The sequence below is a fragment of the Hamadaea sp. NPDC051192 genome, from assembly GCF_040682475.1.
Classification (GTDB): domain Bacteria; phylum Actinomycetota; class Actinomycetes; order Mycobacteriales; family Micromonosporaceae; genus Hamadaea; species Hamadaea flava.
The window spans coordinates 1-20,835 of record NZ_JBFBAZ010000053.1 but is presented as its reverse complement, the minus strand read 5'-3'; the positions used below and the strand labels follow the sequence as shown (position 1 = coordinate 20,835).

The following is a 20,835-nucleotide window of genomic DNA, read 5'->3' as shown; positions in this document are numbered from 1 at the left end:
CGGATCCTGGCCGCCGTCCGTACGACCGCGCGCATACGCGGCGTACGACCACGATCTGATGTACGTGACCGCGGCGCTACCTATCCTGGACGCGTGCCCTCGGTGATCGACCTGTACCGCCGGATCGAGCCGTGGCGCGGCTACCTGTTCGACGCCGCGCTGGCGGCGGCGATGCTGGCACTGTCCAACGTGGCCGCAGGCAAGCCGGGCCAGGCGGCGCCGGCGCAGCCGTGGATCGTCGCCGCCTGGTGGACACTCGGCGCGGTGATCGTCCTGGGCCTGCTGCTGCAGCGCCGCTGGCCGGTCCCCGCACTCGTCGTGGTCACCTTCGGCGCGGTCGCGCATCAGCTCATCTCCGAGGCGGACAATCGCCGCATCCCGTTCCCCACGCTGATCGATCTGGCCGTGCCGATCGTTCTCTACACCGTGGCCTGCCGGAGCAGGTCACGCTGGACGTCGCTGGCCGCGCTGGCCGCCGTGGCCGCCGTCGAAGTGGCGGCAAGCCTGAGCGGCGGGCTGATTCCCGACGCCGAAGCCGGCCAGGACGGCGCCCGGCAGGCCGGCGTATGGCTCTACGGGACCAGGGCGGACGGCAAGTCCGCCGTCGCCGACGACCAGCTGCAAGCGTTCGTCCACCAGCAGACCATCGAGCTGGCGCTGGTCGTCCTGCTGGCGCTCGCTCTGGGCTACGCGCTGGGCGAAGCGGCCCGCAGCCGCCAGGCCCACGTGCGCACCCTCGAACAGCGCGCATCGGACCTCGAGCGGGAGCACCGCCAGCGCGTCGAACTCGCCGCCGCGGACGAGCGCGCCAGGATCGGCCGGGAGCTGCACGACGTCATCGCGCACAGCCTGTCGGTCATCGTGGTCCAGGCGCAGGCCGCGCTCGCCGCCCAGCATCGCCGTCCCGAACGCACCACCCAGGCGGTCCGCGAGGTCATCACGGTCGGCCGGGATTCGCTGGCCGAGATGCGCCGGCTCATCGGCGCGTTCAGCCCCGAGCTGGACACACGGGACCGGCTCGCGTCGCCCATCGGCGTCGCCGCGCTGCCCGCCCTCATCGAACGGATACGCGCGGCCGGCGTACCCGTGCAGTATTCATTGGACGGTGCGCCAGCGGAGCTGCCAGCTGGCGTCGACGCGTCGGTGTACCGGATCGTGCAGGAGGCGCTCACCAACACGCTCAAGCACGCGGGAGCCGGCGCCACGGCGCGGGTGCGCCTGGCCGCCGGACCGGAGTATGTCGACGTGGAGGTCACCGACGACGGAACCGGACCACCGGCCGACCCGGACACCGACGACGGGAACGGCCTGCGGGGCATCGCCGAGCGCGTCCACCTGCTCGGCGGCACGCTGACCGTCGGCCCCAACCCGCGCGGCGGCTTCCTGGTCCGCACCAGGCTGCCCATCCCCGCCGCAGCGTCATGAGCGACGCGGTCACCGACAAGCGGCACATCCGGGTCGTGCTGGTCGACGACCAGGCGCTGATGCGGACCGGATTCCGGTTCATCCTCGACGAAACCGACGACATCGCCGTGGTCGGCGAAGCCGCAGACGGCGCGGCGGCGGTTCGCGTCGTCGAGCGCACCCGGCCCGACGTGGTCCTGATGGACATCCGCATGCCGGGCATGGACGGCATCGAAGCCACCCGGCGGATCACCGCCTCGACGCCGGCGGTCGCGATCCTCGTGCTCACCACCTTCGACCTCGACGAATACGTGTACGCGGCGCTGCGCAACGGGGCGAGCGGATTCCTGCTGAAGGACGCGATCGCCGACGACCTGCTCGCCGCGGTCCGGGCGGTCGCCGCCGGAGAATCGGTCACCGCGCCCAGCGTCACCCGCAGGCTCATCGCCCACTTCGTGAACACGACGCCGGCCGGAGCCCAGCCCGACGACCGCCTCGGCCCGCTCACCGCCCGCGAGCGCGAGGTGCTCACGCTGATCGGACGCGGCCGGTCCAACCCCGAGATCGCCGAAGACCTCCAGCTCGCCCCCGGCACCGTGCGTACGCACATCGGCCGGATCTTCGCCAAACTCGACCTGCGCGACCGCGTCCAGGCGGTGATCCTCGCGTACGAGCAGGGCCTGGTTCAGCTCGGCGAGAACAGCTGACGAGCGCGTGTTCCGACGGCCGCTCCGAGACGGACGGTCAGGGCGTGACCTTCGGGCGGCGGGTGCTCAGGGGACGATGGGGACGGCGGTGATGCTGACTGTCTGCGTGCCGACGGCATTGGTGACGTTGGCGTAGACGGTGATGGCCCCGATCCACGCGAGGTTGGTCATGTCGAGCTGCGTGGTGCCCTTGCACGGCTGCGGTGTCGTCCAGAGTCCGACGAAGCTCATCTTGCAACTGGTCGGGGCGCCCTCACTGGCGACCTGGACGTTGAGGAGCAGGCCGCCGTTTGGGCTGTGCAGGCTGAGGATCTTGATCGTGGGCGGTTTGAGGCTGATGGTCGCCGAACCCACGGTGCCCAGGAGCGTGCGGGAACCAGGCGGGCCGAACCGCGTCACCGCGCGGACGGTGACGGGCCCGGGCTGGCCGGCAAACTGCACGGTCTGTCCGGTGACGGCGCGGTCGGGCTGGCCGGGCGCGGAGACGAGGTAGTGGACGAGCGTGCCACGGCGCAGGTCGGGCCGGTTCCACTTGACGATGACGGCGTCCGTAGTGGTGCGCACGGTGACGGCCGGGGCGGCGGCGGCAACCGGGACGAGAGACGGGCCGCCGGCCGCGGTGGTGGCGGTGGTGGTGGTGGGCGTGCCGGTCGGTGTCGCCACTGTCGAGGCCGTGGCCGACGGGCTGGAGGCGCCGATCCGCACACTCTTGATCAAGCCGTTCACGGCGTCGACGACGAGAACGTGCGAGCCGTCGGCGCTGTCGACATAGATCCGTCCGTCGTCACCGCGGAGCAGCCGGGGCGCGCCGTGGTCGCCGCTGGCCGGCGTGGACGTCGCGGCGAGGCGGGTGCCGGCCGGGACCTTCGCGCGGCCGGTCGGGGCGCCAGTGCGATCGAAGGTCAGCACCTCGTCGGTGTTCTGATCGATCAGCGCGATGACGTTCGCGGTGGCCATCGGCTCGCCGAAGCGGCCGTCCCGGGGCAGGTCGGCGACGATCGGCTTGGCGGCCGGGCGGTTGTGCAGCCCGGCGGTGTCGAGCAGGATCAGGCGGGCGTGGTCGGGGTCGACGACGGCCAGCCGGTCGGTCGCGGCACTGCTGGCGATGTACGCCGAACTCGGCAGATCGCTGCCGATGGCGACGGGCTCGCCGAGGCCCCGCTCGCCGATCGTGCGCAGGGTGTCCGAAGTGGTGTCCACCAGGACGGCCTGGTCGTCGACAACGGTCAGCGCACCGGCGTGGCCCTGCTCGAGCTGCGCATGGCAGACCAGGCGGGCAGCAGACCTCATCAGCGAGCACAACGATCCGCTGTCGATGCGATGCAACCAGACGGTGCCGTCGCCGGTCGCCGCGGGCCGCGACAAGGGTCCACCAGCGGCGACGGTGGCGGCCGGGTCGCCCAGCCGCACGACCTGGCCGGCGTTGCGATAGACCAGGTACGGCCCCCCGGCGACCTCGAGGATGACGGGCTGCTCGGTGGCGGGTGGCGTGCTGCTGCCCTCGACACCCAGCGTCGCCTTGCTGAACATGGTGATCCGCGAGCGCTGCACGACGTAGCCGGACTGTTCGCCTTGCGTGACCTGACTGCCGGCCTCGTCGCTCGGCACCGAGACCTGCGCGTCGACCCGGGCGGTCGCCCCGTCGACGTGATAGGCAGCCTGGCTCACGTCGCTGTAGACCCAGTGTCCGTCCTGGACGAACTGCGGTCCGGGCGAGGCCGGGGCGTGACCGGTCACGGCGAAGCCGACGATCGCCGCGCAGAGCGTCGCCACGGCCGCGATCGCAACGCGGGTGCGCGTCGTGGCGCGGCGTCCGCTTCCCTCGGAATGAATCCCGTCAGTCGACTCCACACTGGGACCATAGCCGCCGGTCGGGGTCACGCGGAACAGGGAAATGACAAGATTCTTATGCCGATCTACATAGGATCAACTGTGCCGCCACGGCCGCGCTCCGCTGTCATCAAATCCTCATGTTGACTGTGGATAATACGGCCGTGACCACTGTTGCCCGAGCACGGCGACCCCACGCGTAACTAGGGAGTGATGCCGCACGGTTCGCGCCACCGAGTCGGGCGGTGGTCACGCCGTCGCGGCGGCGATCGTCAAGAGCTCGGCGGCCAGCGGGGTCGGCGTACGCCCGAGCCAGAGGGCGTTCAGCGGACGGACGAGGGGCATGCCGTCCACCGTCAGCTCGACGAGTTCGCCGGAGGCGATGGCGGCCGCGGCCGCCCGGGAGCTGATCACGCCGACGCCGCCGCCCGCGCGTACGGTGGCGAGGATCGTCGTCGTCGAACCCAGGCTGATCACGTGCGGCAGTTTCGGGGCGAAGCCGAGAGCCTGTTCCAGCGCCCGCAGGAAGGTGTCTCGGGTGCCGGAACCCGGTTCGCGCAACAGCAACGGCTGGTCTGCCAGATCAGTCGGGCGCAGTGGCCGCCACGCGTGTGCGGCCAGCGGATACCCGGCCGCGACGACGAGGGCCAGCCGGTCGTCGCCGACGACCCGGGAGCTCAGATCCGCCGGAACGTCCGGCGACTCCACGAACCCGAGGTCCACCGTGCCGGAACGGACCGCCTCGATCACGCCGTTGCTGTTGGCCACGGCGGCCGAGATGTCGAGCCCGGGATGAGCACGCCGCAGACTGAGCAGCCAGGCGGGTACCAGATGCTCGGCCACGGTGAGACTCGCCGAGACGCGCAGCCGCGCCTGCCGGTCCGCACGGAGCGTCAGGACACCGTCGGCCAGCGCCTGAGCGGCGTCCACGACCCCGTGCGACCAGGCGACGACCGCTTCGCCGGCCGGCGTGAGCAGACTGCCGCGCCGGGAGCGTACCAGCAGCGGTACGCCGAGGCGGCGTTCCAGTTTCGCCAGCCGGGCGCTGGCACTGGGCTGCGTGATCCCGTGAACCTGCGCGGCGCGGCCCACGCTGCCGGTCTCCGCGACCGAGATGAGCAGGTCGAGCGCGGGCAGGTCGCTGATCCAGGGCGGCAAAGGCATCGTCCGCAGTGTGGCACAGGCGTTCGTCCTGGCGGGCCGGTTAGGCCGTGAGTTGTTGCAGGGCGAGGCTGGTCACGCTGACGGAGGCCGATTAGTCCGTCACGCTGACGGAGGCCGGTTAGGCCGTGACGTGTTGCAGGGCGAGGCTGGTCACGCTGACGGAGGCCCACAGGAGAAGGCCGAGCAGCAGCGGCCGGATGCCGGCGCGGCGTATCGCGGCCAGGTCGGTGGACAGCCCGACGGCGGCCAGGGCGACCGCAACGAGGAACAGCGCCGCCTGATGGGCGACGGGCTGCACCGCGGCGGGGATCAGCCCCGCGCTGTGCAGCGCGGCGGTGGCCACGAACGCCACCAGGAACCACGGCACGAGGGTGGTGACGCGCCGGATTCCGGACGTCGGCGGCAGGCCGTCGCGGCGACGCGTCAGGGCAGTGAGGACCAGCACGATCGGGATGATCATCAACGTGCGGGCGAGCTTGACGACGACGGCATACCGGGCGGCGTCGGGGCCGAACGCGCCGGCGGCGGCCACCACGGAACTCGTGTCGTTGACGGCGGTCCCGGCGAACAGCCCGAACGCGTGCTCGCTCAAGCCGAGCATCCGGCCGAGCGGCGGGAAGACCACCACCGCGGCCACATTGAACAGGAAGATGGTCGAGATCGCGTACGCCACGTCGTCGGCGCGGGCGCGGATCGCCGGTGTGGTCGCCGCGATGGCGGACGCGCCGCAGACGCCGGTGCCGACGCCGATCAGCGTACGCAGATCGCGCGGGACGCCGAGCCACCGGCCGAGGATCCAGGCCAGCAGCAGGCACACCCCGAGGGTGCCGAGCATGACCGGAAGCGATCCCGCGCCGACGCGTACCACCTCGCCGAGCGACAGCTGAGCGCCGAGCAGCACCACCGACAGCTGCAGCAGCACCCCCTTGGCCACGTTCAGCCCGGGCCCGAGCGCCTCGGTCCGGCGACGGGCAAGGGGGCTCAGCAGCACTCCGCCGACGACGGCGAGCACCGGCGCGCCGACGACGGGGACCAACGTGCCGGCCGCGGTCGCGGCGAGCCCGAGCAGCGCGGCGACCCCGATACCGGCGGCCCATCCCGGGGACCGGGGGCCAGACTCCTCAGCGAGAACGATCACTCGTCCAGGCTTCGCCGCCGGGCGGCGAGCCGGTAGCGGTCAGCTGCCGACCAGGGTCATAGACATCGCCTATGACTGCGGCGGCGTACGTCGGCGCGAGCGGCGAGCGGCCCGGGGCGGCGAGGCCGTGTGCCCGCACCGATGCCCGCCGCTCGCCATCGATCGATTGACATGAGTCGCGAAGGCTGGCAGCATCGCGAGAATGCTGGGAGCGCTCCCAGCAGTACCTTCCGGGAAGGACCGCCCCATGTCCCATGCCTTCCGGCGGATCGGCGGTGCGCTCGGCGCCGCCTTGCTCGCCATCGTCTCCGCCACGACCTCGGCGGTGCCCGCGCACGCGGCGCCGGTCGAGCACATCACGAACGGCTCGTTCGACACCGGCACCGACCCCTGGTGGGCCACGGCCAATACCGCCCTGACCGTCGAGTCAGGACGGCTGTGCGCGGACATCCCGCCCGGCAGCACCAACCCGTGGGACGTCAGCGTGGGCCACAACGGCATACCGCTGATCGGCGGCGCCGACTACACGCTGCGCTTCTCCGCCTCGGCCAGCGTCGCCACCAGCGTCAAGGCCAACGTCCAGCTCAACGAGGCGCCCTACACCGCCGCACTGTCCCGCGACGTCGCGCTCACGCCCACGGCGCAGACCTTCACCTACACCTTCACCGCCGGGGTCGACTCGGCCAACGGCACGCTGACCTTCCAGCTCGGCGCGGCCACGGCGTACACCTTCTGCCTCGACGACGTCTCGCTGTCCAGCGAGACGTCAGGCTCGGGCGGCGACGGTCCTGAGCAGATCGACAACGGCGACTTCGGCGACGGAACCTCCGGCTGGTACACCTACGGCACCACCGGAACCGGGGTGGTCGACGGACGCCTGTGCACGAACGTGCCGGGCGGACTGGCCAATCCCTGGGACGCCGGCGTCGGCCAGAACGACGTGGCGTTGCTGGCCGGACACGAATACGCGTTCTCCTTCGACGCCGCCGCGGACCCCGGCGCCACCGTGCGCGTCGCCGTCCAGCTCGGCGCCTCGCCGTACACCTCCTACCTCGTCCGCGACATCCCGATGACGGCGGCGGGCGGGCATTTCGCGTACACCTTCACCGCGACCGAGGACACCGACGCCGCGCAGGTCGCCTTCCAAGTCGGCGGCAACAGCACCGCCTACACCCTGTGCGTCGACAACGTCTCGCTGCTCGGCGGCGAGGAGGAACCGCCCTACGTGCCGGACACCGGCCCCCGGGTCCGCGTCAACCAGGTGGGCTACCTGCCGACCGGCCCCAAGCACGCCACGCTGGTCACCGAGGCGACCACCGCGCTGCCGTGGGAACTGCGCAGCAGCGCCGGCACCGTCGTCGCCTCCGGCCAGACGACGCCCCGCGGCATCGACGCCGCCTCCGGTCAGAACGTCCACACCATCGACTTCAACGGGTACGCCACGGCAGGAACCGGGTACACGCTGACGGCCGACGGGCAGACCAGTCATCCGTTCGACATCGGCGCGGTGTATCAGCAGCTGCGCTCCGATTCCCTCCAGTTCTTCTACATCCAGCGCAGCGGCATCGCCGTCGACGGATCGCTCGTCGGAGCCCAGTACGCCCGCCCCGCCGGACATCTAGGCGTCGCCCCCAACCAAGGCGACACGGACGTGCCCTGCCAGGCCGGGGTCTGCGACTACCGGCTCGACGTACGCGGCGGCTGGTACGACGCCGGCGACCACGGCAAGTACGTCGTCAACGGCGGCATCGCCACGGCCCAGCTGCTCAGCGCGTACGAGCGGACGAAGACCGCGGCGACCGGCCGGTTCGGGGCCGGGCTCGGCGACTCGACGCTGCGCGTGCCCGAACGGGGCAACAGCGTGCCCGACGTGCTCGACGAGGCGGGCTGGGAGCTGGAGTTCCTGCTGCGGATGCAGGTCCCGGACGGTCAGGCGCTGGCCGGCATGGCGCACCACAAGGTGCACGACCGGAACTGGACGGGCCTGCCCCTGCAGCCGCAGGACGACCCGCAGCCCCGCGAACTGCACCCGCCGTCCACCGCCGCCACGCTCAACCTCGCCGCCGCCGCCGCGCAGGGCGCCCGCCTGTTCGCCCCCTACGACAAGGCGTTCGCCGATCGTGCGCTGGCCGCGGCGAAGAAGGCGTACGCGGCGGCGAAAGCCCATCCGGCGATCTACGCCGACCCGAACGACGGCAACGGCGGCGGTTCCTACAGCGACAACGATGTCAGCGACGAGTTCTACTGGGCGGCGGCCGAGCTGTACCTGACCACGGGCGCGGCCGGGTACCTGGCCGACGTCACCGCCTCGCCCCACCACACCGGCGACGTGTTCAGCGCGACCGGGTTCGGCTGGGGCAGCACCGCCGCACTGGGCCGCCTCGACCTCGCGACCGTCCCGAGCGGCCTACCGGCGGCGGACAAGACCCGCGTACGCCAGTCGGTGCTAGCCGCTGCGGACGCGTACCTGGCCACCCAGGCCGGTCAGGCGTACGGGCTGCCGATGCCGGGCACCGCCGGCGCGTACTTCTGGGGCGGCAACAGCAACGTCATCAACAACGCGATCGTCCTGGCGACGGCGTACGACCTGTCCGGCGTCACCGCGTACCGGGACGGCGCGGTCCAGGCGATGGACTACATCCTCGGCCGCAACGCGCTGAACCAGTCCTACGTCACCGGCTGGGGCGAGCACGCGTCCGAGAACCAGCACACTCGCATCTACAGCCACCAGCTCGACGCGTCCCTCCCGAACCCACCCGCAGGCTCGCTTGCCGGCGGCGCGAACGCGGGCCTGGACGACCCGTTCGCGCAGCAACTGCTGGCCGGATGCAAGCCGATGTTCTGCTACGTCGACGACATCAACTCCTACGCGACCAACGAAGTGGCGATCAACTGGAACTCGTCGCTGGCGTGGCTGTCGTCGTTCCTGGCCGATCAGGGCGCCGCCCAGCCGACCGGGACGCCTGCCTGCCGGGTCACGTACGACAACTACGGCCCCTGGGCCGACGGTTCGGGCTTCACCGCGCAGCTGGCCGTCACCAACACCGGCACGACGACGGTCGACGGCTGGACGATCCGGTTCGCGTTCACCGGCGACGAGAAGATCCGTGAGGCCTGGATGGGCCGCGTGACCCAGTCAGGTGCCGTCGTCTCGGCCGCCAACGAGTCCTACAACACGCGGCTGCAACCGGGTGCGACGGCCTATGTCGGCTTCAACGCCACCACCAGCGGCGCGTACGCCAATCCGAAGCCGTCCTTGGTGACCCTCAACGGAACGCCCTGCTCCGGTCCATGACCGGCTTCCCGGTCGCCGTCGCCAGTCGGCGGCGACCGGGCCTGAGCCGTCTAGCGTCGCCGAAACGCCGTATCCACTGGATCGCCGACGGACATCTGGTACTCGATCGTTTTCAGACTCCTGCGACCGGGCCTATCCGCACACCGCTCCGGGCAGGAGGTAGTCACGTCTGACAGGGCTCTGGTAGCGGGCCACCCACACGGTGCCGTCGACGGGGTATGAGCTGAGCAGGATCGAGCTGTCGTCGGTGGTCTGCGCTCCGCCGCCCAGGACTCTGGTCAGACCTGGGCAGGTCGCGCTGACGGCTGCGCGTTCGCCCGGGAGAATGGTCGTCGCGGGGCCGCCGCCGACGAATTGGTGGGTGCCGCCGACGAAGCCGCAGACGGCGTAAGTGACCATGGAGATCGGCTCGGATGAGTTGTTGTAGATGCCCGATCGCCAGGCGTGCTGCCCGAACGGTTCGGAGGCGAGCACGAAGTAGTCGACGCCGGGGTAGGCGAACTGCCCACCACCCATCACCTGCTTGCCTTGCGGGCACGCCGAGTGAAAGTACTCGTGGCTGTGCGGGCCCACCGGCACCCATTCGGGCGAGACGATCTCGTAGCCCTCGACGCCGGCGCAGATCGTGTAGATCGTGAAGGAGCCAGGCTGGTTGCCGGTGTTGCGAACGGCGGAGGTCCAGCCCAGCCCGGAGGCGTCGGTGGGATTCGAGCTGAAGGCCACCACCCCGTCGCCGTGGCTGTCCAGGCCGCCGGCGATCGCAGCGAGCCCACCAGGGCAGTACGCCGCCTCACCGCGGACGGCATGCGGGGCGACCGGGAACGGCCCACGTTCAATGATCTTGTAGCCGCCGACGCCCAACCGCGCCGGTCCTGCCGCCTGGGCTGGCGCGGCGAGCAGACTCGCTGCGAGGGATATCGCCACGGCCAAAGTCGTCCACTGTGCTCTTCTCATGATCCGCCACTTTATGCAGCTTGAGCTGCACAAATAGATACCGACACGCCATGGGTGGGTCGTCGGGCCGCGAAAGGACATCTCGACAGAAGCTCGTGTCCACGTCGAGCCGGCGTCGGCTGCGGCAGCGTTACGGGACGATCGGTGCCCCCCGCCCGGCGGCCAGCGCCGACACGAGCAACTCCGGAGCGCTGGTGCCCAACCCGATGACGACGACCCCGACCACGACCGGACTACGCGGTGGTCAGAAGAACCGCAGATACAGGTAGGGCACGCAGACTGCGACGGTGATGACGGTGACGATCAGCCCGTACTTCGTGAACTGCCAGAACGAGATCGGTTTGCCGGAGCGTTCGGCGATGCCGAGCATGACGACGTTGGCCGACGCGCCGATGGCGGTGGCGTTGCCGCCGAGGTCGGCGCCGAGCGCGAGAGCCCACCACAGCACGTTGCCTTGCGGGGTGCCGTCGGCGTGTACGAGATCGGCGACGATCGGGCTCATCGTTGCCACGTAGGGAATATTGTCGATGACCGCGGAGAGTGCGGCGGACGCCCACAGCAGCAGCATGGTCGCGCCCCACAAGCGGCCGTCGACCGCGTTAGTGGCCGCCTGCGACACGGTGTCGACGACGCCGGTGTTGACCAGCGCGCCGACCATGACGAACAGCCCGGCGAAGAAGATGAGCGTGTGCCATTCGACGTCGCGGGCGATCTCGTCGGGATCGAGGCGGGATGCGGCGAGCAGGATCAGCCCGCCGACGATCGCGACGACCGACGGTTCCAGGTGCAGCATCGAGTGCAGGAGGAAGGCCGCGAGCACGACGGCGAGGACGGCGAGGCTGACCGCGAGCAGACGAGGGTTGCGGATCGCCTCGCGTTCGCGCATCGCCATCACCGACGCGACCCGGCTGCTGTCGGCGGCGAACGCGTGGCGGAACAGCCACCGGCACAGGGCCAGGAACACCACGAGCAGGATCAGCACGATCGGGGCCAGCACGGACAGGAAGTCGTTGAACGTCAGCCCGGAGCGGCTGGCGATGATGATGTTCGGCGGGTCGCCGATCAGGGTCGCGGTGCCGCCGATGTTGGACGCCATGACCTCGGCGATAAGGAACGGCGCGGCGGGCAGGCCGAGCCGGTCGCACACGAACAGGGTCACCGGCGCGACCAGCAGGACAGTGGTGACGTTGTCCAGTCCGGCGGACGCGATGCCGGTGATCAGCACGAGAATGACCATCACCGGGTAGGGGCGGCCGCGGGCGCGCTTGACGGCCCAGATCGCCAAATATTCGAACAGGCCGGTGCGGCGCAGCACCGCCACGATCAGCATCATGCCGATCAGCAGGAAGATCACGTTCCAGTCGATGCCGGAGTCGGGGGAGAAGAACGCCTCCTCGGCATTCGTGGCTCCGATGAGCAGCATCGCGATCGCCCCGCCGAGCGCGGCGGCGACCCGGTGGACCCATTCGGTGGCGATCAGGACGTACGCCGCGGCGAAGACGGCCACCGCCAGCCAGGCCTGAACGCTCATACCGGCAGCACCCGGTCCAGCAGCGCGTGCAACGTGACCGCGCCGAGCAGCCCGCCGTCCACGACGGCCACCAGCGGGCTGCGCGTACGCGCCATCAGCGCTGCCATCTCCAAGGCGGTCGCCTGCGGTGGCACGACGGGTAGTTCGTGGGGCTGTGGCGGCAGTAGCTCGCGTACGGTGCGATCGCCGAGTTCGCGGACGAACACGTCGGCCGCTGCCTCATCGATCAGATGGGTCAGCGCGGGATCATCCTGGCAATACGAGGGCACCGCCAGCCGAAGGACCTGCGTACCGGGTAGGACGGCGAACGGCCGGCCCTGGTTGTCGACGACGATCAACCCGGGCAGATCGGCGTCGGCCAGAATCCGGGCCGCTTCGATCGCGGGCGTGGTGAGGGTGACCGTCGGATAAGGCTGAACGAGATCGGCGGCGCGCACGGGAGTCTCCTAGGGTCGGCGAATACTGTGCCGACCAGACTTCCCGGCGCTCCGGAGATCACCTTATCGGTTCAACGCCCAGCAGAAAACAACTTCAGTCTCATGCGTACCGAACCCCGCGGGCAGTATCAGCGCCTCATTCTGCGCATGCTCAAGTAGAGCGTGGCGGCGCCGAGGACGGCGGTCACTGCGCCGACGGAGACGTTGCTCGCGACTGCTGGCGTGGTGTCGACGGTGCCGCGGATTACCCAGGGTGAGACGAACGCCCAGATACCGAGAACGGGAATCACCCAGGTGATGCCGTGCCAACGCTCATACGACGCGGTCAGGCCACAGGCCAGTGCGACGAGCACCGCGCCAGTGGCGATGTTGCTGATGGCGAGAGGTGTCAGCGCTTGGAAGCCGACTACCCAGGGTGAAATTGCCAGGTACAACCCCGATAGCAGAACGAGGCCGGTGACGACGTGGGCGGCCCAGGTCTCGTTGACCTGCTCGTACTTCTGGCGCAACGCCACAATGTCGGGATGCCGCTCGATGCTGACCATGGAAGCCATGGTTTGCCACCCCCAAAACTGCGAGAAGGAGTGCAATTTGCGGCTACCGCGCACCGCCTGGTCACCGTTGGTCGGGTGGTGCGCTGGCGGGCTGCTTCACCTCCAGAATAGTGCCGTCCGAGGCCGTTTCTGCAGTCAACCTGCGGAGACGGCCCACATCATCGCTGTTCGCGTCGGTGGCGGACGCGCCACACGATCACGGCGGCGATCGCGATGATCGCCACGGTGAGCGCGGCGTACTCGCCGAATCGGGCGGCCACGGTCCGATAGGCGTTCCCGGCGAGGTAGCCGAGGACGACGCTGGCGACGCCCCAGATCAGACCGCCGACGGCGTTGGAGGACAGGAAGGTTCGATACCGCAGGTGGGCCGTGCCGGCCAGGAACGGCATGGCGGTACGCAGGAACGCGACGAAACGGCCGAAGAACACCGCGGGTCCGCCGTGCTGGGCCAGGAACTGCCGGGCTTGGTCGATGCGCCGGCGCCGTCGCCGCAACGGCCGGATGTCGAGCATGCGTACGCCGTAGCGGCGACCGATCTGGTACCCGACGCTGTCTCCCGCGATCGCCGCCAGTACGACAACGGCGGCCATCGTGACGACGTTCGTGTGGCCGGTGCTAGCGGTGACGCCGCCGAGGATCGCCGCGGTCTCACCGGGGATCAGGAATCCGAGGAACATCACGTTCTCGGTGAACACCAGCAGCGCCACCGTGAGGTAGACCCACCCGGCCGGCAGGCTGGTGAGGTGGTCGAGCAGTCCGCTCACCCAGCCACCGCGAGGCGGCCGGCGACCAGCGGCCGCAGCCGCGTACGGGCGATCAACGCGGCGAGACGGGTCAGCCGCCGGTGGGCCAGTGCGTACACGATGATCGCCGTCGCGGCGCCCACGGCCAGCCCAGCGAGCACATCGCCGGGATAGTGGGCGCCGATGTACACCCGCGAGAACGCCATGAACAGCGCCGCGACCGCAGTTATCTGCCCCAGGCGACGGCTGACGAACCACAGTCCCGCCGCAGCGGCCCCGGCCATCGTGGCGTGATCGGACGGGAACGACCAGTCGGTGCTGCGATGGGCGAGGATCAGCAGGTCCGGATGGGCGGTGTACGGCCGCGGCCGGGCAGCCAGCGCCACGAGCGGCTGGTTGATCGCCACCGCCGCCAGCACCGCCAGCCCGGCGCACCAGACAGCCGCCATCTGCTGCGCAGAACCCCGGCGGCGCGCCATCCACCAGCCGACGACCAGGAATGCCGCGAACAGCGCGACACCGAAGTCGGCGTACCCGAGCACGATCGGGTGCGCCCAGCCGGTCGCCCGGGCCAGCCGGTTGATCGCATACAGCCACGTGGTGTCCATACCGCCGAGTCCCTTCGAGATGGTGCGATGCCCGTCGAGGCCGGCCTCGTCCCGGCCGCACCGAGCGGGCGGATGGTGTCCGCGCCGATGAGGTTTCAACGGGCCGCAGACGGCGTAGGTGGCGTCGACACGCCACACCTGCATATACAGCTATACTGAAGCCCGTGACCGATCCATCGACGCCTCGATATCACGCCATCGAGCAGGCGCTACGCCACCGCTGCCGAGACCTGCCCGCACACGCGCCCCTGCCGTCCGAGTCGCAGTTGAGCGCAGAGTTCGGCGTCAGCCGGATGACGGCCCGGGCCGCCGTGACCCGACTGGTCACCGCCGGACTCGTCTACCGGGAGTCCGGCCGGGGCACCTTCGTCGCGCCGCCCGCGTCGAACCGGCGCGCCGACAGCCTGGTGCGCTTCACCGAACAGATGCGCCGCTCCGGACGCACGGCCACGTCGCGGCTCGTCGGCACCGACGTCCGGGAAGCGACCGACGCCGAGCGCACCGACCTACGCCCAGGCAAGAACGGCGTCATCGAGATCCGGCGCGTCCGCCTCGCAGACCAGACACCCATCGCGGTGGAGACCGCAGTCTTCGCCGCCACCCTGATCGCCCTGCTCGACAGCGACCTCACCGAGTCGCTGCACACGGCCCTGGTACGGCTAGGTCGCGTCCCGACCAGCGGCCACGCCACCGTCACCGCCGCGTGCGCCACCAGCCAGGACGCCGACCTGCTCGGCATCCCACCCGGCTCCGCGGTGCTCATCGAGCGGCGGCTGATCAAAGACCAGCACGGCCACCCGCTGGAACGCACCGAAAGCCGCTACGCCGCCGACCGCTACGGCCTCGACGTCGTCTTCGACGTCGACCAGTCCTGACCCGTCGAAGGGGAGACCATGCGCACCGTCGCCGAAGTCGCCAAGATGATCGACCACTCGCTCCTACGCCCACAGCTCACCACAAGCGACATTAAGGCCGGCTGCGCGCTGGCCGCCCGCTACCACGTCGCATCCGTGTGCGTACGCCCATGCGACGTGCCGCTCGCCGCCACCTTGCTGGCCGGCACCGGCGTGCTCGTCGGCACCGTCGTCGGCTTCCCGCACGGCAGCCACGCGACACCGATCAAAGCCGCCGAAACACGGCTGGCGATCCAGCAAGGCGCAGCCGAGATCGACATGGTGCTCAACATCGGACGCCTACGCTCGGCCGATCCGAGCTACGTCGAAGACGACATCCGGGCAGTCGTCACCGCGGCGGACGGCGCTTTGGTGAAGGTCATCCTCGAAAACGCGTACCTCACCGACGAACAGAAAGTCGCCGGCTGCCGGGCTGCCGAACGCGCCGGCGCCCACTTCGTCAAGACCTCCACCGGCTTCGCCGACGGCGGCGCGACCATGGACGACTTGCGCCTGATGCGCGCCTCGGTCTCCGAGGCGGTCCAGGTCAAGGCCGCAGGTGGCGTACGCACCCTGGACATCCTGCTCGCCATGGCCGACATCGGAGTCACCCGATTCGGAGCCACCGCCACCGCTGCAATCCTCGACGACCTGGACCACCGTCTACGGCACGGTTCCCCGCTTCCAGCGGATCTCGCCGCGACAGCAGCCACCTCCTACTAGCGGGAGGAGATCGGCTACGAACTGGTTGCCTAGGACGCTCTACAGGTTGTGCCCCTTTCGACGAAGACAAGGCGCGAGCCCACCACGATCTCCGACGGCACACGGCTCGCCTGTTGGCCGGGAGCCGCCCGATGAGCAGCAGCCGTCAGTGGGGCGTGGGGCGGTAGACGAGCTCCTGGGTGTGGCCGTCCAACGTCCGGCTTTCGAGCAGTTCAAGGTCGAAGTCGCCCGCGCCGGCCAGAATCGGGCTCGTCCCGGTCCGCCCGGAGATGACGGGGAAGATCGTCACCTGAAGGCGGTCGACCAGGCCGGCGGCCATCAGCGCCCAGTTCAGCGACAGGCTGGCCTGCGAGCGTAGTGGCACGTCCGACTGCGCTTTAAGCTGGGCGACGATGTCCACGGCGTTGCCGCTCACGATCGTTGCGTCCGGCCAGCCGAGGGTGTCCTGCAACGTGGCGGAGATGACCGTGGCCGGCATGCGCATCGCCCGGACGTTCCACTCGTCGAGGGCGTTGGGGTCGATGCCCGAGGACATGATTGCAGCGGTCTCCCGGAACGTGGTTGCGCCGAACACCATGCGCTGCTCGGTGTCGAAGAGGGCGGCGCGGTGCTCGAGCAGTTCGGGGCCCTGCTTGCTCCAGTAGCCGCCCCAGTCGGCGCCCTCGACGAACGAGCCGTAGCCGTCGAGGGTGGAGAAGACGTCCCAGGTATAGGTGGCGGTCATAGCGATCACTTCCTGCTTCGCGGTCATCGTGACGTGTCACCTCTGCTACGAAGGACTCGCAACGGATCCGACACTCCTCCAGAAGAAACTTCTGCGAAGCTTCGAAGGAACCGCCTTCAGCGGCTATTCGACGAACTCTCGCCAGAAACGCACGGTTGCTCGGGGTTGCCATCGCGGATCCGCGCGATCCATGCCGGAACCTGCCGAGAACTCCTGGTGTACGTAGTCCAGCAAGTCCATGCCGTAGTAGATGATGTCCGTCTGATGCACCGACAACACCGGGTGACCCGATACGCCACGCTCAGCGGGCAGATACCGGTGCGAGTACACCGGCGCCAATTGGGGGACCGTGCAGAGCTGTTCCCGGGCCAGCGCGATGGCAGCAGTGGAATCGGTTGGCCGTTCGCCCCATCCGCCGTACCAGTAGGCGTTGTGCTCCACGTCGAAGAGCACGCCCTCAACCGGCCAGGCGAGTTTCTCACGCAGGGCCCGCGGATCACCGCTCCGCCAGTCCGGCCACCTGCTGCTGCCGAGCGGCAGGCAAACACTGAGGAAGCCGCGATGGTCGGCATTTGGCACGGGTCGGTGGCGCGCACCAAACCGTGGTTGACTTCCCGGGTGTTGATCGACAAGCCGTGGGGTGTAACCGCATTTGGTGCTGCCAGCGTCCGGGCGGTTCCCGACCTCGCGCGTATTCAGGTCTCTGTCATCCGAGTCGAGGCGTCGCCGGAGGCTGCATTTGCCGCCACGACCAGCGGCGTGCATGCGGTGCGCGAAGCCGTTCGCCGGCTCGGGCTCGCCGACACGGCGGTCGAGAACTCGCGGCTGGGCCTGCAAAGCCATTGGGACGGGTATGGCGAGAGCCGCAAGTTCGTCGGCTACAAGTGTGCGTCGTCATTCTCCATCGAGACGCCCGACCTCGACGAGATTCAGCAGCTTCTGATCGATGTCGTCGCGGCCGGCGCCCATCATGTCGAAAGTGTCGAGTTCGACGTACGCGCCAAACCCGAGCTGCGTGCCCAGGCGCGCCGGGAAGCGGTTGACGCCGCCCGACGCAAGGCGCGGCTGTATGCCGAAGCCGCCGGTCTCCAGCTCGGAGCCGTGGTCCATATTGAGGACGTCGACCCTGAGCGGATGCGCCAGGAGTACCGAGGGCATGGTGGCGGGGGAGCGTCTGGAGCCGGCGAAGACCTCGCGCCCGGTCACGTCGTGGTCTCCGCAGGAGTGGCGATCGGATTCAGCATCGCCCATTCATAATCGCAGTACGCCTTGAGGATCGAGTAGGGGTGCGGCGGTGGTAACGAAGGCGTACCGCGAGTTGACCGGCGACGAGAAGGAGGTCTGGGACTACTTCTCCAAGGTGTTCGACTTCCGGCCCAGCATGCACAGATTCCCGGCGATCTTCGAGCCGGTCCCGTCGGTCACCTGGAGTTTGAGCAGCCTCGACGACGAACCTGGAGACGACCGCCTGGATGGCCTGGTCCGGGTTCTGCACGCTGGATTCACGACGCTGGTGGGAGAAGGCTCGATCCTGTGCCTGGACTGGCAGCACCCGTCGTACCGGGTCTGGCCAAGCCTGATCGGCCCGGAGAATATCGGCCGGCCCGGCTGGCCGTTATCGCCGTACCCCGATGGGGATTACTTCATCTACCTTGCGGAGGACCTCCGGTTCGGCACCTTGGGCCATCCCTGGGAGCTGTCACTGTGCGCGTTCGGCAGCGACCTCCTGAACCTGGTCGAAGCCGATCTGCACGACACTCTCGGCAAGGTCATCCGACGCGACGGTCGGCAGGAGGCGGCATGAGGGCTGGACGCGAAGTGAGAATGGTTGGCTCCACGCCGTGGTCATGGTGAGGATGCGTCATGTTCTCGGCGTGGTCGTGAGCATGCTGTCCGTGGTAGCTCTGACCGGCTGCGCCTCGAATGATCAGCGGGCGTGCCCTGGTTCGTCGAAAGGGTCGCTCGAAGATTGGATGGATAAGTTCCGGACTCCGATACCGCCCTGCGGAATGAGCGATGCACGCTTCTTCGTCCTCAATGACATGACGTCGGTCTTGCAGTTCAGATTTGATGGCGACAAGGATTGCATCGGGGAGTATCTGACGGCGCTGGGTGCCACGAGCAGTGACGTAATACCGGTGGACCTGTCACGCTTCCGTGGCTGTATGGGTACCGGCAGTGGTGACGCTGACGTTTTCTGGCTGGCCGCCGGATCCTATGAGACTGCTGCATACCGATTCGAAGATGGTGACTCGGCGGCACTATTCGCCGAGGTGCGGGACCTGCGGTAGCAGGGCATCACGCGGCTGCCTCGCCGTTGCGTCTGGCAGGAACGGTCGCAGCTCGTCGGCGAGCCGCCTCATCCGCGCATCGCTTGAATCCAGTTGGTCACCGACGCCGACCAGCTCTCGATGCGGGCGAACCACAGCCTCAGCGTCCTCCGCAAGGCCACATGACCGCCGCGGTGGTAGCTGGCGTCGATCCTGGGATGGTTATTCGACCAGGTTTGCTGGCCAGCCCAACCCTGAAAGTCGTCGGCCGGTGCCGTTACGAAGCGGGTCGCTCGACGTCGTTCCAGACCCACACGTCGACCGGGCCGAAGCGCGCACGAATCCCATCCGCATCGAGCTCCACGGAGAACCGGTCCGGGACTCATCCGGGAAGGTCATACAGCCGGACGGTGCGATCGGGGTTCTCAAGACAGCGGATGGTCAGCTCGTCGGGATCGGCAGGAGCGTGACACACACTGTGACGATAAGGGGCGTCAAAGCCGTTCGCCTCAGGATTCGTGCGGGGAGCGTTGCAGAACGCAGGGAGCCCCTGCCAGGATGCCGCGGTGATGATTCCCGGCTATCTCGACGCGTTCAGACCCGCGCTCGATCCGTCGATGTTGCTCGACGCCACCCCATGGCTGGATCAGCCGGCGGTGTGGCCCGCACTGCTTTGGGCAGTTGGCGGCGCGAGCACGGCCGTGAACGCCTTCGATGTGGACCCAGCGGACACCGACGTGATGCTGACTCAGCTGAGCGCGCCTGGCGGATGGCCGGTCTTCACCGTGAAACTTGCCAGCGGCCACCACCTTCACCTTGTGTGGCGCAATTTGGCTGAAGACGCCGGCTGGGACTACCTGATGGCTCCCGCGGTGCTCACAGATTCGATTCCGTTGGCGATGCTGGAAGGGCACTTTCGAGGCCCTGGCCTCACCTGGCCGGAACTTGTCATCGTGGCCAACCAAGGTACGACAGCCCTCGATCGGGCACAGCGACTGCTGCTGGCGCTTCCTGCGCTGGGCGACATTGACCTTCCCGAGGAGGCTGTCGCGATCGTGGTGGACGCCGTCACGGCGGTCGGTGCTGTTCGCCATCAGCTGGAGGTAGCGGAGGAGCTACTCGAAGCGTCCAGACGTTTCTGGGGAAGGCCGCAGTGGGCTGACCTCGACGGGGTGCCAACGTGCCTTGGGCAGCATAGCCTCCGCGGCGCGGACGCCGCTGTCGAAGGCCGATTGGCCATCGCGGCTGCGCTGCGCCAACAGCCTCACTGAACACGATTTGGATCGGTGACGGTTGCGCACTGGGTCAACGTCTGCAGGCTCTGGACCAACGACAAGCCCTCCCTCGTGATCTACGCTGATCTTCGACTCGCATGACGCACTGCGGCCAGTTGTTAAACAGCGGATGGTGTGGAGGGCTCGATGTCATCGTGCAAATGCTGCGCAACGTCGTAGCCCGGATGCGTTATTGCCTTGGTGCTGTCCTCGGGCTAGTCCTGCTCGACGCGGCCGGGCGGCATGAGCTGCGAGTGCGGCGGCGCTGTGGCACGTGGCGGTATCTGGAGCTGATGGGACACGCGCTGGTGATGCCACGACCACGTCAACGATTGTTCCAATGGCGGCTGCGACGCTGTGCCCGGCGCGCCGCAGCGGCCGATCTGGTGGAGTTACTCGACTACGGCTGGCGGGAGCGTCTGGTAGCCGGATGGTTGATCGCGTGCGGGCGTCGTAGCGAGCTACGTCCTCGCATCGCCCAAGACCTCAGCTGTCCGCGTACGAGCTCACATGTCGGCGGGGGTACGACCTGACGTGTCGGTCTCCGGCGGCGACGATCATGACATGGTGGGTCCGTCGGGCGCCA

General features: G+C 69.0%; 22 protein-coding genes. 10 read left to right on the top strand and 12 right to left on the bottom strand.

Annotated elements, in window-relative coordinates:
* Positions 1 to 93: 93 nt before the first annotated feature.
* Together AB0M47_RS22560 and AB0M47_RS22555 are read left to right on the top strand one after the other, a co-directional pair.
* Positions 94 to 1,425: a sensor histidine kinase gene (locus AB0M47_RS22560; RefSeq protein WP_363416950.1), complete on the top strand. Its 1,332-nt coding sequence runs from the start codon at positions 94 to 96 to the stop codon at positions 1,423 to 1,425.
* On the top strand, positions 1,422 to 2,111 hold the full coding sequence (locus AB0M47_RS22555) for a response regulator transcription factor (RefSeq protein ID WP_363416947.1): 690 nt from the start codon (positions 1,422 to 1,424) through the stop codon (positions 2,109 to 2,111). The genes AB0M47_RS22560 and AB0M47_RS22555 overlap by 4 nt, the downstream gene beginning before the upstream one ends.
* 66 nt (positions 2,112 to 2,177) lie before the next feature.
* Here the strand turns inward: AB0M47_RS22555 and AB0M47_RS22550 are convergent, their stop codons facing one another.
* The 3 genes from AB0M47_RS22550 to AB0M47_RS22540 form a co-directional block, all read right to left on the bottom strand.
* Complete coding sequence (locus tag AB0M47_RS22550; protein ID WP_363416944.1) at positions 2,178 to 3,884, bottom strand: hypothetical protein; 1,707 nt, start codon at positions 3,882 to 3,884, stop codon at positions 2,178 to 2,180.
* A gap of 306 nt (positions 3,885 to 4,190) precedes the next feature.
* The gene (locus tag AB0M47_RS22545) at positions 4,191 to 5,105 is read right to left on the bottom strand and encodes a LysR family transcriptional regulator (protein ID WP_363416941.1); all 915 of its coding nucleotides are present in this window, start codon (positions 5,103 to 5,105) and stop codon (positions 4,191 to 4,193) included.
* Between the two features lie 118 nt (positions 5,106 to 5,223).
* Complete coding sequence (locus tag AB0M47_RS22540; protein WP_363416938.1) at positions 5,224 to 6,243, bottom strand: putative sulfate exporter family transporter; 1,020 nt, start codon at positions 6,241 to 6,243, stop codon at positions 5,224 to 5,226.
* Positions 6,244 to 6,490: 247 nt separating this feature from the next.
* On the opposite strand from AB0M47_RS22540, the gene AB0M47_RS22535 reads away from it, so the two are divergent.
* Complete coding sequence (locus tag AB0M47_RS22535; protein ID WP_363416935.1) at positions 6,491 to 9,538, top strand: glycoside hydrolase family 9 protein; 3,048 nt, start codon at positions 6,491 to 6,493, stop codon at positions 9,536 to 9,538.
* 132 nt (positions 9,539 to 9,670) lie between these two features.
* On the opposite strand, the gene AB0M47_RS22530 is transcribed toward AB0M47_RS22535, so the two are convergent.
* From AB0M47_RS22530 to AB0M47_RS22505, 6 genes are all read right to left on the bottom strand, one after another.
* A complete protein-coding gene (locus AB0M47_RS22530) occupies positions 9,671 to 10,492 on the bottom strand; it encodes a hypothetical protein (RefSeq protein ID WP_363416932.1) in 822 nt (273 codons plus the stop codon).
* Positions 10,493 to 10,736: 244 nt separating this feature from the next.
* Positions 10,737 to 12,023: an ArsB/NhaD family transporter gene (locus tag AB0M47_RS22525; protein WP_363416929.1), complete on the bottom strand. Its 1,287-nt coding sequence runs from the start codon at positions 12,021 to 12,023 to the stop codon at positions 10,737 to 10,739.
* Positions 12,020 to 12,460: a CBS domain-containing protein gene (locus AB0M47_RS22520; protein ID WP_363416926.1), complete on the bottom strand. Its 441-nt coding sequence runs from the start codon at positions 12,458 to 12,460 to the stop codon at positions 12,020 to 12,022. The genes AB0M47_RS22525 and AB0M47_RS22520 overlap by 4 nt, the downstream gene beginning before the upstream one ends.
* A gap of 128 nt (positions 12,461 to 12,588) precedes the next feature.
* Positions 12,589 to 13,005 (bottom strand): SPW repeat protein, encoded by a 417-nt coding sequence (locus AB0M47_RS22515; protein ID WP_363416923.1) that lies wholly within the window; start codon positions 13,003 to 13,005, stop codon positions 12,589 to 12,591.
* 167 nt (positions 13,006 to 13,172) lie between these two features.
* The gene (locus tag AB0M47_RS22510; RefSeq protein ID WP_363416920.1) at positions 13,173 to 13,778 is read right to left on the bottom strand and encodes a DedA family protein; all 606 of its coding nucleotides are present in this window, start codon (positions 13,776 to 13,778) and stop codon (positions 13,173 to 13,175) included.
* A complete protein-coding gene (locus AB0M47_RS22505) occupies positions 13,775 to 14,509 on the bottom strand; it encodes a phosphatase PAP2 family protein (RefSeq protein WP_363416918.1) in 735 nt (244 codons plus the stop codon). Before AB0M47_RS22505 ends, AB0M47_RS22510 begins: the two co-directional genes overlap by 4 nt.
* Before the next feature lie 20 nt (positions 14,510 to 14,529).
* Here AB0M47_RS22505 and AB0M47_RS22500 point away from each other — a divergent pair, with 20 nt between their 5' ends.
* Both AB0M47_RS22500 and deoC read left to right on the top strand, forming a co-directional pair.
* Positions 14,530 to 15,240, top strand: coding sequence for a GntR family transcriptional regulator (locus AB0M47_RS22500; protein WP_363416915.1), 711 nt, complete (start codon positions 14,530 to 14,532; stop codon positions 15,238 to 15,240).
* 18 nt (positions 15,241 to 15,258) lie between these two features.
* Positions 15,259 to 15,981: a deoxyribose-phosphate aldolase gene (gene deoC / locus AB0M47_RS22495; RefSeq protein WP_363416912.1), complete on the top strand. Its 723-nt coding sequence runs from the start codon at positions 15,259 to 15,261 to the stop codon at positions 15,979 to 15,981.
* Between the two features lie 145 nt (positions 15,982 to 16,126).
* Here deoC and AB0M47_RS22490 read toward each other — a convergent pair whose 3' ends face one another.
* A complete protein-coding gene (locus tag AB0M47_RS22490; protein ID WP_363416909.1) occupies positions 16,127 to 16,705 on the bottom strand; it encodes a dihydrofolate reductase family protein in 579 nt (192 codons plus the stop codon).
* A gap of 123 nt (positions 16,706 to 16,828) precedes the next feature.
* The gene (locus tag AB0M47_RS22485) at positions 16,829 to 17,158 is read right to left on the bottom strand and encodes a hypothetical protein (protein ID WP_363416906.1); all 330 of its coding nucleotides are present in this window, start codon (positions 17,156 to 17,158) and stop codon (positions 16,829 to 16,831) included.
* 108 nt (positions 17,159 to 17,266) lie between these two features.
* Here AB0M47_RS22485 and AB0M47_RS22480 point away from each other — a divergent pair, with 108 nt between their 5' ends.
* From AB0M47_RS22480 to AB0M47_RS22470, 3 genes are all read left to right on the top strand, one after another.
* Positions 17,267 to 17,962, top strand: a complete 696-nt coding sequence (locus AB0M47_RS22480) for an SIMPL domain-containing protein (RefSeq protein WP_363416903.1) — start codon at positions 17,267 to 17,269, stop codon at positions 17,960 to 17,962.
* Between the two features lie 37 nt (positions 17,963 to 17,999).
* The gene (locus AB0M47_RS22475; protein WP_363416900.1) at positions 18,000 to 18,509 is read left to right on the top strand and encodes a DUF2716 domain-containing protein; all 510 of its coding nucleotides are present in this window, start codon (positions 18,000 to 18,002) and stop codon (positions 18,507 to 18,509) included.
* Positions 18,510 to 18,579: 70 nt separating this feature from the next.
* Positions 18,580 to 18,996 (top strand): hypothetical protein, encoded by a 417-nt coding sequence (locus tag AB0M47_RS22470; RefSeq protein WP_363416897.1) that lies wholly within the window; start codon positions 18,580 to 18,582, stop codon positions 18,994 to 18,996.
* 68 nt (positions 18,997 to 19,064) lie between these two features.
* Here the strand turns inward: AB0M47_RS22470 and AB0M47_RS22465 are convergent, their stop codons facing one another.
* A complete protein-coding gene (locus tag AB0M47_RS22465; RefSeq protein WP_363416894.1) occupies positions 19,065 to 19,361 on the bottom strand; it encodes a DUF6228 family protein in 297 nt (98 codons plus the stop codon).
* 180 nt (positions 19,362 to 19,541) lie between these two features.
* Here AB0M47_RS22465 and AB0M47_RS22460 point away from each other — a divergent pair, with 180 nt between their 5' ends.
* A complete protein-coding gene (locus tag AB0M47_RS22460) occupies positions 19,542 to 20,246 on the top strand; it encodes a hypothetical protein (RefSeq protein WP_363416891.1) in 705 nt (234 codons plus the stop codon).
* Positions 20,247 to 20,347: 101 nt separating this feature from the next.
* Positions 20,348 to 20,782 (top strand): DUF6000 family protein, encoded by a 435-nt coding sequence (locus tag AB0M47_RS22455; RefSeq protein ID WP_363416888.1) that lies wholly within the window; start codon positions 20,348 to 20,350, stop codon positions 20,780 to 20,782.
* Positions 20,783 to 20,835: the final 53 nt, after the last annotated feature.

Bases quoted from the DNA above. Each gene is read 5' to 3' on its own strand.
- AB0M47_RS22555 (WP_363416947.1), top strand. From the start codon at position 1,422: ATGAGCGACGCGGTCACCGACAAGCGGCACATCCGGGTCGTGCTGGTC.
- AB0M47_RS22465 (WP_363416894.1), bottom strand. From the start codon at position 19,361: ATGAGTCCCGGACCGGTTCTCCGTGGAGCTCGATGCGGATGGGATTCG.
- deoC (WP_363416912.1), top strand. From the start codon at position 15,259: ATGCGCACCGTCGCCGAAGTCGCCAAGATGATCGACCACTCGCTCCTA.
- AB0M47_RS22455 (WP_363416888.1), top strand. From the start codon at position 20,348: ATGACGCACTGCGGCCAGTTGTTAAACAGCGGATGGTGTGGAGGGCTC.
- AB0M47_RS22545 (WP_363416941.1), bottom strand. From the start codon at position 5,105: ATGCCTTTGCCGCCCTGGATCAGCGACCTGCCCGCGCTCGACCTGCTC.
- AB0M47_RS22525 (WP_363416929.1), bottom strand. From the start codon at position 12,023: ATGAGCGTTCAGGCCTGGCTGGCGGTGGCCGTCTTCGCCGCGGCGTAC.
- AB0M47_RS22505 (WP_363416918.1), bottom strand. From the start codon at position 14,509: ATGCAGGTGTGGCGTGTCGACGCCACCTACGCCGTCTGCGGCCCGTTG.
- AB0M47_RS22530 (WP_363416932.1), bottom strand. From the start codon at position 10,492: ATGAGAAGAGCACAGTGGACGACTTTGGCCGTGGCGATATCCCTCGCA.
- AB0M47_RS22480 (WP_363416903.1), top strand. From the start codon at position 17,267: ATGGTCGGCATTTGGCACGGGTCGGTGGCGCGCACCAAACCGTGGTTG.
- AB0M47_RS22490 (WP_363416909.1), bottom strand. From the start codon at position 16,705: ATGACCGCCACCTATACCTGGGACGTCTTCTCCACCCTCGACGGCTAC.
- AB0M47_RS22535 (WP_363416935.1), top strand. From the start codon at position 6,491: ATGTCCCATGCCTTCCGGCGGATCGGCGGTGCGCTCGGCGCCGCCTTG.
- AB0M47_RS22515 (WP_363416923.1), bottom strand. From the start codon at position 13,005: ATGGTCAGCATCGAGCGGCATCCCGACATTGTGGCGTTGCGCCAGAAG.